10 protein-coding genes and 2 pseudogenes are annotated in these 13,557 nt (G+C 72.3%); 9 read left to right on the top strand and 3 right to left on the bottom strand.

Annotation, left to right across the window (positions count from 1 at the left end):
• The first annotated feature begins 810 nt into the window (after positions 1–810).
• The 6 genes from ACWD68_RS00465 to ACWD68_RS00440 all read left to right on the top strand — a co-directional run bounded on the left by ACWD68_RS00465 (position 811) and on the right by ACWD68_RS00440 (position 7,274).
• Positions 811–2,277 carry a WGR domain-containing protein gene (locus ACWD68_RS00465; protein ID WP_451804089.1) on the top strand — a complete coding sequence of 489 codons (1,467 nt, stop codon included), beginning with the start codon at positions 811–813 and terminating at the stop codon, positions 2,275–2,277.
• 118 nt (positions 2,278–2,395) lie between these two features.
• Positions 2,396–2,893 (top strand): winged helix-turn-helix transcriptional regulator, encoded by a 498-nt coding sequence (locus tag ACWD68_RS00460; RefSeq protein WP_451804087.1) that lies wholly within the window; start codon positions 2,396–2,398, stop codon positions 2,891–2,893.
• Positions 2,894–3,269: 376 nt separating this feature from the next.
• Positions 3,270–3,794, top strand: a complete 525-nt coding sequence (locus ACWD68_RS00455) for an SRPBCC family protein (protein WP_451804085.1) — start codon at positions 3,270–3,272, stop codon at positions 3,792–3,794.
• Positions 3,794–4,948 carry an LLM class flavin-dependent oxidoreductase gene (locus tag ACWD68_RS00450; protein ID WP_451804402.1) on the top strand — a complete coding sequence of 385 codons (1,155 nt, stop codon included), beginning with the start codon at positions 3,794–3,796 and terminating at the stop codon, positions 4,946–4,948. The genes ACWD68_RS00455 and ACWD68_RS00450 overlap by 1 nt, the downstream gene beginning before the upstream one ends.
• Before the next feature lie 223 nt (positions 4,949–5,171).
• Entirely contained in the window at positions 5,172–5,705 is a 534-nt protein-coding gene (locus ACWD68_RS00445) for a DUF7144 family membrane protein (protein WP_451804083.1), read from the top strand.
• 246 nt (positions 5,706–5,951) lie between these two features.
• Positions 5,952–7,274 (top strand): hypothetical protein, encoded by a 1,323-nt coding sequence (locus ACWD68_RS00440; protein WP_451804081.1) that lies wholly within the window; start codon positions 5,952–5,954, stop codon positions 7,272–7,274.
• A gap of 79 nt (positions 7,275–7,353) precedes the next feature.
• Here the strand turns inward: ACWD68_RS00440 and ACWD68_RS00435 are convergent.
• Positions 7,354–7,944: pseudogene (locus tag ACWD68_RS00435) on the bottom strand (response regulator); the annotation flags it as partial.
• 261 nt (positions 7,945–8,205) lie between these two features.
• Here ACWD68_RS00435 and ACWD68_RS00430 point away from each other — a divergent pair.
• The 3 genes from ACWD68_RS00430 (at position 8,206) to ACWD68_RS00420 (ending at position 12,331) form a co-directional block, all read left to right on the top strand.
• Positions 8,206–9,726, top strand: coding sequence for a hypothetical protein (locus tag ACWD68_RS00430; RefSeq protein ID WP_451804079.1), 1,521 nt, complete (start codon positions 8,206–8,208; stop codon positions 9,724–9,726).
• 86 nt (positions 9,727–9,812) lie between these two features.
• On the top strand, positions 9,813–11,075 hold the full coding sequence (locus ACWD68_RS00425) for an AAA family ATPase (protein ID WP_451804077.1): 1,263 nt from the start codon (positions 9,813–9,815) through the stop codon (positions 11,073–11,075).
• Entirely contained in the window at positions 11,072–12,331 is a 1,260-nt protein-coding gene (locus ACWD68_RS00420; protein ID WP_451804075.1) for a vWA domain-containing protein, read from the top strand. The genes ACWD68_RS00425 and ACWD68_RS00420 overlap by 4 nt, the downstream gene beginning before the upstream one ends.
• Positions 12,332–12,512: 181 nt before the next feature.
• Here the strand turns inward: ACWD68_RS00420 and ACWD68_RS00415 are convergent, their stop codons facing one another.
• Together ACWD68_RS00415 and ACWD68_RS00410 are read right to left on the bottom strand one after the other, a co-directional pair.
• The gene (locus ACWD68_RS00415; protein ID WP_451804073.1) at positions 12,513–13,322 is read right to left on the bottom strand and encodes an SDR family NAD(P)-dependent oxidoreductase; all 810 of its coding nucleotides are present in this window, start codon (positions 13,320–13,322) and stop codon (positions 12,513–12,515) included.
• Between the two features lie 16 nt (positions 13,323–13,338).
• Positions 13,339–13,467: pseudogene (locus ACWD68_RS00410) on the bottom strand (acyl-CoA dehydrogenase family protein); the annotation flags it as partial.
• Positions 13,468–13,557: the final 90 nt, after the last annotated feature.

The raw sequence follows: 13,557 nt of genomic DNA, 5'->3' as shown, positions 1-13,557 counted from the left end.
CCCCAGCCCCCGCATGACATCCCGGCTATTTCAGAGCAGCCTGAACAACCCACCCTGACGGCACGGGACTTGCTTGTCCTGTCAGACACTCGAGGTGCGCGGGGCCCGTCGAAACCTCGGATGCTCCCCGCACCCAAGGCCCCCTCTCGGGCTCCAAGAACTGATCACCCCCACGTCCGGCGACGGGGACGCGACTACTGGCTTTCCGTAGCGCCGGACCTATAGATCATTAATGGTCGCCTCGTGTCTGAACAGCTGAAGCACGGTCAATCTAGACCATCGGGGCCAGTATGAAGAGAGGGATGTGTGTAATTTGTGCTCAAGGTTTTGAGGTTGGATCCACCAACCGGCGATCTCCTGCGGTGACTTGACGCCACCACTCGCTCCGGCCGCTCGCCCGGCCCTCCCGGGGGCGGCTTCTGCGCGGTAGTGATCGGAGGGCTGCAGCGGGCCTTCTGCGGCGCCCGGTTCGGCAGCGACCTCCCACTGTTCGTGCACTACAGCGTGCCGCTGCGGGTGCCGGAGCCGGGCGGGGCGGCCGACCCGGACAAGGAGGCGTACGACTCGATCGCGCCGGTGTCCGGCCGCATGTCCGAGGGCGGGCGCGGTTCCTCCGCATCGTCCGCTGAGGTCGCGTCAGGCCGGTTGGCGGTGGCGCAGATTGGCCGGATCAGGGGGCACCGCGGGTCTCCTCGTGGTGCCTCGTGGGGCGGCCCTTCTGCCCCGGCTCGATGTCAGTGGTGACCGCTACGTTGGAATCACTGGAAGACGGCCGAATCGGTCGACCGGACCTTTGGGGAGGGGTGTGCTGTGTCCGCTGCGCAGGCACGACAGACGGGGATCACGACGTATCTGGAGCTGTCCCAGGAGAGCGGCGGTGCGCACAAGTTCTACGAGGTGACCGTCGAGGAGACGACCGTCGCCGTGCGGTACGGACGGATCGGCGTGGACGGGCAGAGCCAAGTCTCCACCTTCGCGACCGCCGAGAAGGCGAAGTCGGCGGCGGCGAAGAAGATAGCCGAGAAGGTGCGCAAGGGATACGCGCCCGCTGTCCAAGGACAGCGCGCGGCACGGCCCGTGACGCGCCGTCAGGTGACGTCGGCCCCCTCCACGGCGCGGGCGACGGCCCCGGTGCTGTGGCGGTTCCGTACCGGGACCTCGGCCTTCGGCATCCATGTGGACGAGGACCGCTGCTGGGTCGGCAACCAGCACGGCGACGTCTACAACCTGAGTCACACCGGTGAGGTGCTGGCCCACTATTCGCTGCCCGACGGTGTGAAGTGCCTGGTGGCGGACGACTTCTGGATCTACGCGGGGTGCGACGACGGCCGGGTGTACGACCTCTCCTCGAAGGTGCCGTTCGCGGCCTACGAGATAGCGGCCGAGGTGGACATCTTCTGGCTGGACATCCACGCCGGCGTGCTGAACGTCGCCGACCGCAACGGCGGACTGACGGTCATCGACCATGAGGACGAACTCCAGTGGTCGCGCAACTCGTCAGGCGACAACGCGTGGATGGTGCGGGCCGACGACCAGGCCGTGTACCACGGGCACAGCCGCGGTGTGACGGCGTACGCGGCGGACGGTGCCGGCCAGCTCTGGCACGCCGCGACCAACGGCAATGTGCTCTTCGGATGGCAGGAGGAGAACGCGGTCTACGCGGGGACGGGGCGGCGGGTCGTCCAGCGGCTCGACAAGTCCACCGGACGGATCGAGGCCACCTACCAGTGCGACGCCGCCGTGTACTCGTGCGCCACCTCTCCCGGCGGTCGGTACGTCTTCGCGGGCGACTCCTCGTCCTCCGTCTACTGCTTCCGGGCCGACGGCACCCGGTTGTGGAAGCTCGGCACCGGTGGCGGTTCGGCGCTCTCGATGCAGTACCACGACGAGCGGCTGTACATCGTCTCCACGGACGGCTCGCTCGCCTGCATCGACGCGACCGAGGCCGCGATCGACGCAGCCCAGTCGGGCAGCGTCCCGGTCGCCGCGGACATCAAGCTGGCGGCTGCCCTGCCGACATACGCCCCGCTGACCGCCGCCGCCTCCGTGGCCACGGTCAGCGCCGTCCCCGCGGCGGGGAACGGGGTGGTCGTCGAGTGCATCCAGGAAGGAGGGCGTGTGCGGGTCCATGTGGTCTCCGAAGGCTATGAGCCGAACTGGAACGTCCAGTTCCCGCGTGCGATACGCCAGCCGGGCACCCGCTATGTGGTGGACGCGCTGCACACCTCGCAGGGCGGCTTCTACCGAGTGCGCGGGGAGATCCGGCGTCTGGTGTGACGGTCCGGTGCGGCGGTGCGGCGGTGCGGCGGTGCGGCGGTGTGGCGGTGCCTCTCGCGGCGCCCCACTCCGCCGCGAGCTGCTGGGTCCTTTTCCTGGACCCTCGTATGCTGGGCGCGTGAGGCGGACTTCTTTTGCGAACTGGCCCTGTTCCATCGCGCGCACGATGGATCTGCTCGGCGACTGGTGGACGCCGCTGGTGCTGAGGGAGGCGTTCTACGGGATCAAGCGGTTCGACGCGTTCCAGCAGGAGCTGGGCATCGCGCGCAACACGCTGACCGACCGGCTCCGTCGGCTGGTCGACGAGGGGCTCATGGAGAAGCGGGCCTATCAGGCGGACCCGGTGCGGTACGACTACGTCCTCACCGAGATGGGCCGCGACTTCTTCGGGGTCCTGGCCGCCATGAACAGCTGGGGCAACCGCTGGCTCAGCGGTGAGCAGGGGCCGCCGGTCGTCTTCCACCACGACCGCTGCGGGCACGAGAGCGACGCCGCGGTGGTGTGCGCCGACTGCGGCGAGCCGATGACGGCCGAGGACACCCATCCGCGTCTCGGCCCCGGCTACCCGCCGCACCTCGCCGAACGCCCGGACATCCGGAGGCGTTTCACCACCTGAGCGATCCCGCGGCGGCTGCTCGCCGCGCCAAGGGGAACCGACCCCCCGCGGCGGCTGCTCGCCGCGCCAAGGGGAGCCGACTCCCCGCGCCGGCTGCGCCGGCTCCCGGACCGGGGCCAGTTCCCCGGACCGGACCCAGACCCGGTCCAGGTGCGCAGCCTCAAGCCCGGTCCAGGTCTGCAGCCTCAGGCCGGTCCGGGTCCCAGCCTCAGACCCGGTCGCGGTCCCCAGCCCAGCCCCGCCCGGGTCCACGTTCCGCTGTCGGCCCGTGAGTTGGCCGCGGTTTTCCTTGACAGGTGAGTCTATCTACGCAACTCTCAAGCTCAGAGCCCTGTCGGGCGCATTTCCCGGGAGACCAGAGGAAGGCCGGAGACTCATGGAGTGGACGGGTGCGCGCTATGCGGACCAGCCGACCGTCGATGTGCGGACACGGATCGACGCTCCGCCGGGGCGGGTGTGGGAGCTGGTGTCCGACATTCATCTGATGCCGGAACTGAGCGCGGAGCTCCAGTCGGTCGAGTGGCTCGACGGCGCGACGGGGCCGGCGGTCGGTGCCCGCTTCGTGGGCCGCAGCAGGCACGAGTCGCTGGGGGAGTGGGAGACCACCTCGTACGTGGTGGAGTGCGAGCCGTGCCGGGCGTTCGCCTGGGCGGTGGTGGACCCCGAACAGCCCAGCGCCGTCTGGCGGTTCGGCCTGGAGGAGACGGACGGCGGCACCGAGCTGACCCAGTGGATGCGGATGGGGCCCGGCCGTTCAGGGCTCTCCTACGCGATCGACCGGATGCCGGAGAAGGAGCAGAAGATCGTGTTCGTACGGCTGCGGGAGTTCGAGCGGAGCATGACGGACAGCGTCGCGGCGATCAGGAAGCTGGCCGAGAGCGCGGAAGGGGTGGAAGCATGATGCGTACCTCCACGACGATCGAGGCGTCGGCGGGCGACTGGCGGGAGACCGTCGACTTCGTGGTCGAAGCCGAGAAGCTGGGCATGGACATCTGCTGGGTGGCGGAGGCCTGGGGCTCCGAAGCCCCTTCTCCGCTGGGCTACTTGGCGGCACGGACCGAACGGATGCTGCTCGGCTCCGGGATCATCCAGCTCGGGACCCGCACCCCGGCGGCCATCGCGCGGGCCGCGATCACGCTCTCCAACATCTCCGACGGGCGCTTCCTCCTCGGCCTCGGTCCGTCCGGTCCCCAGGTGATCGAGGGACTGCACGGGGTGCCGTTCGCGCGCCCGCTGTCCCGGATGCGGGAGACCGTGGAGATCGTCCGGCAGGCGGTGACGGGGGAGAAACTCGCTTACGAGGGGAAGGAGTTCACGATTCCGCTGCCGGGTGGTGAGGCGCGGCCCATGCGAATGTCCCTGCGCGCCGAGCACGACCTGCCCGTCTACCTCGCCACGCTCTCGCCGAAAATGCTGCGGCTGACGGGCGAGGTCGCGGACGGCTGGCTGGGCACCAGCTTCGTACCCGAGGGGGCCAAGGAGGCGTACTTCGATCACCTGGACGCGGGCCTCGCGGCGGCGGGCCGGACCCGCGCCGGCCTCGACATCTGCCAGGGCGCAGAAGTGGCCTTCGCCGAGGACGAGGACGCGCTGCGCGCCATGGTCGCGGGCCGGAAGAAGGAACTGGCCTTCAGCCTCGGCGGAATGGGATCCGCCACCACCAACTTCTACAACGCCGCCTACAGCAGGCAGGGTTGGGCGGAGATCGCCGCCGAGATCCATGAGCGCTGGCAGGCCGGCGACCGGGACGGTGCCGCAGGGCTCGTGACCGACGAGATGGTCCTCGGCACCACCCTGATCGGCACCGAGGACATGGTCCGTGAACGGCTCCGCGTCTGGCGTGCCGCCGGTGTCGACACCGTCCGGTTCTACCCGGCGGGCGAGACCCTCGACGAACGGCTCACGACGCTGGGGCGCGCGCTGGATCTCGTCAACGATCTGAAGCCTGTCGTCGCTGAGGAGCCCGTCGCCGGGGAGCCCGTGGCCGGGGAGCCCGTCACCGCGGAGTCGGCTGCGGACGCTGGTGCTGCGGGGGAGCCGACCGGGCGTCGCTGAGGACCGCGGTGCCGTCGCGGCCGACGGCGCGGGACCGGGACCTGGGCGGGTTGTCCATGCGGTCCCGTGCGACATCGTGCGGCCGATCGGGCGGCAGCCGCCCGGTCACCCGGTCGGCGGAACCCCCGTGGCGAGGGAGGGGCGGTGGGCTGAGGCTCGAACTCCCCGATGCTTCCCGCACGGGGACGGCCAGCGGCCGGACAGCACATCAAGGTGGTCGAGCATGAGCCAGGACTCTTCGCAGCCTCCGAGCCCGCCGCCCGGTGGTGGCACGGGAGCGCAGCCGAGCGGCGGCGACATGCCGTTGTGGGGCGACCAGTGGTCCGGAGCCGCGCCCGCCGCCGGAGGACTCGGGCCGCCGCCTTCGGGCAACAGCGGCTGGGCGGCCGGTGGTGTCACCTTCGCGGGTGTCCTCCTGCTGGTGAACGGGGGTCTCCACATCCTCCAGGGCATCTCCGCGATAGCCAAGGACGATGTCTACACGCGCGTGAACGACTACGTCTACCGCATCAACCTCACCGGCTGGGGCTGGCTCCTGCTGGTCCTCGGCGTGATCTCGGCCGTCGTCGGCTGGGGGATCCTCAAGGACGCCGGGTGGGCCCGTGTCACCGGCATCGTGCTGGCCTCGCTGAGCATGCTCTTCCAGTTCATGTTCCTGCCGTACGCGCCGATCTGGTCGGTCATCGTGATCGCCATCGACGTCTTCGTGATCTGGGCGCTGGCCTCGTACCGGCCCGACGCCCGGCAGCCGCGCTGAGACACCCCTTCCGTCCAGTCGCCGAGCGAGCGCCGCCGAGAAGAGGGCCGCCGTATGCAGTCGAACCCCACGAGGGCCGCCGTATGCCGTCGAACCCCAACGCATCGGACCGATCGGAACGAGACGCGCCATGGATGACGTGATCGACCGGACGCGGGCCGGTCAGCGGTGCGCGCAGCACGACCGCGGCCCGGTGGCCCCTCCGGCCCGCGGTGGCGCGGGCCCGATCAGCGCTCCGGAGACGTCGTGAGTTCCGGTGACGTGAGCGCCGGTGACGCGCGGGAGATCGCCGATCTGCGGGCCCGGGTCGCCGAACTGGAGCGGCGGCGGCCGCTGGTCGAGCACCACCGCGTGCGGTCGTTCTTCGCGGTCGTGCTGATCCTTCTCGCGGCTCTGCTCACCCCGCTGAGCGCCGTGGCGGCCTGGACGAGCGATCTGGTCGGGGACACCGACCGGTACGTGGCCACCATGAAGCCGCTCGCCTCCGACCCCGACGTCCAGAAGGCCGTCGCCGACAGGGTGACCAAAACGGTGATGCAGCACGTCGACGTCAAGACGCTGCTCGAATCGGCCGCCCCCGCCGACCGGCCCGAACTGACCAAGGCCATCGGCCCGTTGAGCGGTCCGATCACCAGCGGTCTCACCGACTTCGTGCACAGCGTGGCGGACCGGTTCGTCAGCAGCGACGCGTTCGCCACCCTGTGGACCGAGCTGAACAGGAGAGCCCACTCCGCCGTCGACAAGGCGCTGACCGGAAGCGGCGGCGGAGCGGTGAAGCTCACCGACGACGCCGTCGTCATCGACCTCGCCCCAGTCATCGACCAGGTCAAGCAGTCGCTCGTCGACAGGGGACTCGGCATCGCCGCGAAGATCCCCGAGGTGCACACCAACTTCACGGTGCTGTCCTCCGAATCCATCGGCAAGGCCAAGAAGATCTACCGGCTGCTCCAGATCGTCGGATTCTGGCTGCCGGTGCTGACCCTCCTGCTGGCGGCCGGCGGTGTGCTGCTCGCCGTACGCAAGCGCCGTGCCCTCGTCACGGCGGCGCTCCTCGTGGCAGCCGGGGCGGCCCTCCTCGGCCTCGCGCTCTGGGTCTTCCGGGCGCTCTATCTCGACGGCCTGCCGTCGGACGTCTCCCAGCCCGCCGCGGGAGCGGTCTTCGACACCCTGGTGCGCTATCTGCGGACGTCGGTACGCATGGTGATCACCCTCGGGATCGTCGTGGCGCTGGCGGCCTGGCTGACCGGCAGCGGCCGGGCGGCCACGCGGGTCCTGGCCGCCTGGACAGGCGGCATCGGTGCCGTGCGCAGCGCGACGGGGTTCGAGCTGGGAGCGGTCGGAGCGTGGGTGCACCGGGTCAAGACGTGGCTGAACTGGACCGTGGTCGCGGTCGCCGCCGTCATCCTGCTGGTCTGGAACTACCCTACGGCCGCCGTCACCATCTGGATCGCCGTGCTGGCCCTGCTGGCCCTGGCCGTGGTCGAGTTCCTCGACGACGACGGCGCCCCGCACCTGACCGGCCCCCTCGACGGACCGACGGCGGGACCGACGGCCAGGAGCCCGGCCTGACCGACCGGGCGTCTGTGATCGGCCGCAGGGCCCGCGACGACCTCACCCCCGCCGTCGCGCCGACCCCCGCCGACCGGAGTCAGCGCGACGGCGGGGGTGTCGGGCGTACCAGGCCCGACTGGTAGGCGATGACGACGAGCTGGGCTCGGTCGCGGGCGGCGAGCTTGGTCATCGCGCGGTGCACGTGGGTGCGTACGGTCAGCGGGCTGACGACCAGGTGTTCGGCGATCTCGGCATTGGACCGGCCCTCGGCGGCCAGGGCCATCACCTCGCGTTCGCGGGCGGTGAGCGTGTCGAGCGACTCGGGCGGTGCGAGCGGGTCGCCCGGAGCCGGGGTGCTGAGGAACCGGCCGATGAGGGCGCGGGTGGCCGACGGGGAGAGCAGGGCCTCTCCGGAGGCCACGGTGCGGATGCCGTCGAGGAGCGCGTCGGCGGCGACGTCCTTGCCGAGGAAGCCGCTCGCCCCGGCGCGCAGGGCCTGGGCGACGTACTCGTCGATCTCGAACGTGGTGAGGATCAGCACGCGCGTGGCCGACAGGTCCGGGTCGGCGCAGATGGTGGTCGTGGCGCTGAGGCCGTCGGTGCCGGGCATGCGGATGTCCATGAGCACGACGTCGGGGCGGTGGAGGCGGGCGAGTTCGACCGCTTCTCTGCCGTCGGTGGCCTCGGCCGTAGCGGGCTGTCCGGCCCAGCAGTAGCCGTCAGGACCCGTGGCCGCCTGCCGTAGCAGCCGTCGGATGTCCCAGCCGCGGTCGATGCCGGTGGCGCGGTACCAGGTGGCGCGGAAGCACGGGCCGGCCGGGCGGGCGGACGCCCGATCGGCCCGCCACGGAAGGCACCTGACAGATCGTGAACCGCGGGCTATGCTCCCCGCGATGACGACTCCCTCTGAAATCAGAACGGGGGACCCGTCCGCGCAAGGTGAGTGCTGATGCTCACTTCGACCGCGTACGAGGATTCCCTTCGCTCCTTCTGGCCGCGCGTGCGTGACTTCGCCGTGCCGCCCACCATGATCGAGACCGCGACCGTCCGCCGCCGCTGCGGGGACTGGGCGGGTGCGTGCACCGCCGCGGGCATCGACATCGACCTCGATCTGCGTTCCCTGGCACGTACGCACGGTCACGATCTCGTGGCCCGAGTCCGTGCCGATCTCCGCCATCTGGCTCCCGACCTGCTGCGCTGGCACATGCCGAGGGTCGCTCCCGACGGGCTGCTGCGCCCCGGCCTCACCATCACGCTGGCCCGGTACGACCGTGCCGGGCGTGACGGCGTACACCCGGTGCACCTGGTGGTCCGTACCCCGCCGGCCTGGGCGGACGGCGGCCAGCGGATCAGCCTCGCGCTGTGGGACGGATCCCACGGCCCGGACGGCGACGGACACCCCGGCGGACGTCGGGGCGGGCGCCGCGACGTCCGCCGGGGCGAACAGCGGGGCGGACCCCATGACGGTACTCAGGGCGGATCCGGCTTCTGGTACTCCTCCGATGCCGGGGTCCGCCGCCATCCGCACCCCCGTCCCAGCCGGCGCTACCGCCTCGACCTGCACCGGCACCTGTGGGACGCGCGAAGGACCGACGAGTTGCGCGTCCGGTCCGGCGCCGACCGGCCGCCGGCCGACGCCCGTTCGGTGAACCCGGATCCACCGGGGCAGGTGCCCCACGACCTCGGCTGCGCCGTCGACCGATGGGCGGCCGAGGCGGGGATCCTGCTCCACGACGAGGGGCGGACGACCGGCACCGTCACCGTGCGGACCGGGTCCCGGCAGCGGCTGCTCCTGGACCTGGTGGCCGGCCCGGCAGGTGTCGGACCGCGCATTCTGCGGATCGACCGGGCGTCCGACGACGGCAGCGTCTCCGCGCTGCCGGTCCTGCCCGACGCCGCGACCTGGGTGCCGCCCGACCTGGCGCTGCTCCGGGCCGGCGCGATCGAGGCCGGGCGGCTGCATCCGCTGGTCGCCGCCGCGCTGGTACCGGAACACACCCCGGCCGCGTCCACCGGGTATGCGGACCCGGCCGGACAGCCGCGCCTCGTGGAGTGCCGGGGAGACCGGCACCGGATCGGCCTCCTCGACGGCGTACTTGCGCCGCTGGACCACGACCCGGCGGAGATCCGCCGGGAGGAATTGCTGGTCGCCCTGACCGGTACGCCGCTTCCCTGCCTCCGGGCCATCGACGAGGCGCACCGGCAGCCGCACTGCCTCCCCGGGGTCCGTGAACGCCTGCACCACGGCGACACGGCCGGTGCGCTGGCCGTCGTCGAGGGGCTGCTGGGCCCTGACGCGGTACTGCGCAGCGGCGCCCTGCAGAACGAACTCCGGGCGGCGGCGCAACGGCGTCTCACCTACGGACTGTTCAGGGCGGGCCTGGCCGGTCCCGCACGCGACCGCATCCTCCCGGGGCCCGACCGTCCCCGCGGCCATCGCTCCCGCCCGCGTGACACGACCGGCCGCTGACCGCTCGCTGAAAGACAGGCGACCGCCCCGGCGGTCCCAGCCCCCTGCGCCCACGCGCCCCACCACGAACCCGAAGGTGATCAAACATGCCCACATGCACCCCGTGCGCCGAAACCGAAGCCCTCGCCGACCCGGCCCACGCCACCCAACTCGACGTAGCCGACGCGCTGTTGACCCTGCTCCGCGACACCGGCACCGAACCGTGTTCCGACAGCCAGCTAGAGGCGCTGACCCTCGCCGTCGCCGCCGATCTGCCCGTACTCCTGTGGGGTGAGCCGGGGATCGGCAAGACCGCGGCCCTGACCCAGCTCGCCGAGACCCTGGACCTGCCGCTCACCACGGTGATCGCCAGCGTCCACGAGCCGTCCGACTTCTCGGGGCTGCCCATCCTCGGCGACGATCCCGCCGAACAGGGCGTTCCCATGGCCCCACCGGACTGGGCGGTGCGGCTCGTACGCGCCGGCCGGGGACTGCTGTTCCTGGACGAACTGTCCACCGCGCCCCCGGCGGTGCAGGCCGCCCTGCTCCGTCTCGTCCTCGAGCGCCGGATCGGAACCCTGCAACTGCCGCCCGGCGTAAGGATCGTGGCCGCGGCGAACCCGCGCTCCTCCGCGGCCGACGGCTGGGAGCTGAGCCCGCCGCTGGCCAACCGGTTCGTCCATCTCCAGTGGGTCCACGACCACGAGGTCGTCGTGCGCGGGCTCGGCGGCACCTGGCCGCGCGCGACACTGCCTCGGCTCGACCCGCGGAGGCTGCCGGAGGCCGTGGACTTCGCCCGCCGCGCGGTGTGCGGGCTCCTCGACGCCCGGCCCGGACTCGTCCACCGGCTGCCCAGCGGTGAGACCCGCCGGGGCGGTGCGTGGCCCTCACCCCGGAGCTGGGAGACGACCCTGCGTCTGATCGCCTTCGCGACCGCCGCCGACGCCTCCAGGGAAGTGCTCTCCCTGCTGGTCAGAGGCACGGTGGGAGACGGTCCGGGACTGGAGCTGCTGGCGAGCCTGGACCGGATGGACCTGCCCGACCCCGAGACGCTGCTAGCCGACCCGGCGGGCGCCGTCCTGCCCGAGCGCGGGGATCTGCGCCAGGCCGTCCTCGACGGCGTGGTGGCCGCGGTCCGCAAGCGTCCCGAGAAGGCCCGCTGGGACGCCGCCTGGGCCCTGCTGGTCCGGGCGCTGGACACCGGCGCCCCGGACCTGGTGGTCGTTCCCGCGACCACGCTCGCGACACTGCGGCAGGAGGACTGGGACGTCCCGGCGTCGATCGAGAGGCTGGCCGGAGCGGTGACCCTGTCCCGGCGCGCGGACGACGCGGCGGCCCGCTCCGCGGTCGCCGCGAAGGCGGGACGATGACGGCGGGCTCACCGGGGGCTCTGGACCTCGAGAAACTCTTCGCCGCCCGGCTGCACGCCGCGCGGGTCCGGCCCTATCTGGCGACGGCCCTGTTCGCCCTGCACACCGTCGAGTCGCGATGGGTGCCGACGATGGCCGTGGACCGGCACTGGCGGTGCTACGTCTCGCCGGGGTTCGTGGACCGGACACCCGTCGAGGACCTGGCCGGCGTCTGGGTGCACGAGGTGTCGCACCTGCTGCGCGACCACCACGGCCGCAGCGAACGGGTCGCACGCGAGCGCGGACTCACGGGCCCGGGGGAGCGGCTGCGGATGAACATCGCCGCGGACTGCGAGATCAACGACGACGCGTTCGGCGAAGGTCTCGTCCGGCCCGAGGGCGCCGTCACGCCGGAGTTCCTGCGCCTGCCCCCGGGCGAGCTCATGGAGGACTATCTCCGCCTGTTCCGGCTCGGGCCGCGTACACAGGACCTCGCCTGGCTGGACTGCGGCAGCGGCGCCGACGGACGCGAACGGGAGTGGGACCTCGGGCCGGACGGCGCGCACGGCCTCAGCGCGCAGGAACGCGACGCCGTCCGGTTCCGGGTCGCGCAGGGGATCAAGGCCCGCCCCGGGAAGAGCCCGGAGGGATGGCAGCGGTGGGCGGAGGAGGCCTTCCATCCGCCGCAGCCGTGGCGGGAGTTGCTGGGGGCCGCGGTCCGCTCCGCGGCCTCGGGGCCCGGCGTGGGTGAGGACTACACCTACGGCCGGCCGTCGCGGCGCGCGGCGGGCGTGCCCGGCGTCGTCCTGCCGAGCCTGCGCCGCAGACCGCCCCGGGTCTCGGTGGTCGTCGACACCTCCGGGTCGGTCAGCGACGCGGAACTGGGCAGCGCGCTCCTCGAGGTCACCGCCATCTCCCGTGCCGTGGGCGGCCGTCGGGACCTGATCACCGTGGTGTCGTGCGACGCGGCGGCCGGGATCGCGCACCCGCTGTGCCGCGCGGAGGGCATTCCGCTGATGGGCGGCGGCGGTACGGACCTGCGCTCGGGATTCACCGCCGCGCTGCGGGTACAGCCGCGCCCCGATGTCATCGTGGTGCTCACCGACGGGCAGACCCCCTGGCCGGAATCGAGACCCCCGTGCCGGACGGTCGTGGGTCTCTTCTCCCGCCAGGGGTCGGACGACTCATGGGACGAGGACGACCCCGACTACGTGCCGGACCAGCCGCCCGCGTGGGCCCGCGTGGTCGAGATCGGGTCGGTTCCGGCGAGCCGGTAGCCCCTCGGACCGGCGCCGACCGGATCGGTGCGGACCGGCGCGGACCGGACCGGCGCGGCCCGGACGCGGGCCGCCGAGTGGGGGCTGGTGGGGGCGCGTCCGGTCGTACGAGGGGACGGACGGGCTCGTCGGTACGGGGGCCGGGGGCCCCGGGCGATGCGGGCGGCCGGGCCGGGGAGCCCTACACGCTGTACCCGCCGTCCACCCCCAGCGCCTGTCCGGTGATGAAGCCCGCGCGGTCCGAGGCCAGGAACGCGACGGCCTCGGCGATGTCCCTCGCGGCACCGAAGCGGCGCAGCGGGATGTTGCGACGGGTGATCTCCAGTGCCGCGTCGTCGAGTTCGCCGGAACGGATCAGCCGGGCGGCGATGCCGTCGGTCAGCATGCCGGGCCCGACGCAGTTCACGCGGACGCCGTAGCGCCCCTCCTCGGCGGCCAGGGCGCGCGCGACCGCCTCGACCGCCCCCTTGGTGCCGGAGGAGAGACCGTCACGGACGGGGAACCGGCGGGTGGCGACGGTGGTGACGGCGACGACACTGCCCCGGCTCTCCCGCAGCAGGGGCAGCGCGGGGTGCACCAGAGTGAAGAAACCCCCTGCGTCCGCGTCGAGTTGGGCGCGGTACCGGCTCGGTGTGACCTTGCTCAGATGCACCATCGGCACATGCGGGCCGGCCGCGTGGACGAGGGTGTGCAGGCCGCCGAACGCCGCGGCAGTCTCCGACACGGCGGCGGCGACGGCCTCCTCCTCGCCCAGGTCGAGCCGCAGTGCCATGACACGGCGGCCCCGTTCCGCGAACTCCTCCGCGATCTCCCCGGCGAGCGACTCGGCCGCCGCCCGGCTGGAGCGGTACGTGAACGCCACGTCGCTGCCCCGCTCGGCGAGCGTCCGTACGATCGCGGCGCCGATACCGCCGGTGCCGCCCGCCACGAACGCGACACCCTTCCGACGGGCGAAATCCGCCTGATGCGAGAAGTCCGGCGTCTCCGACATCACAGTCCCGGGGATTGGCGATGATGACCTTCATGACCTCGCTGGTCCCGGCATGGATCCGGGTGTTGCGCGCTTCCGCGTACAGCCGGGCGATGGGATATTCCAGCACGTATCCGTAGCCGCCGAACAGGTGCAGGCGCTGATCGTCGCCGGGTGCGGGTGCGGGTGCGGGGCGAGCGGGAGCGGCCCGCCGACCGTCAGGCGGGTCAGGCGGGTCAGGCGGGTCAGGCGGGTC

This window comes from Streptomyces sp. NPDC005141 (assembly GCF_053599975.1).
This window is presented reverse-complemented; position numbering and strand designations above follow the sequence as displayed.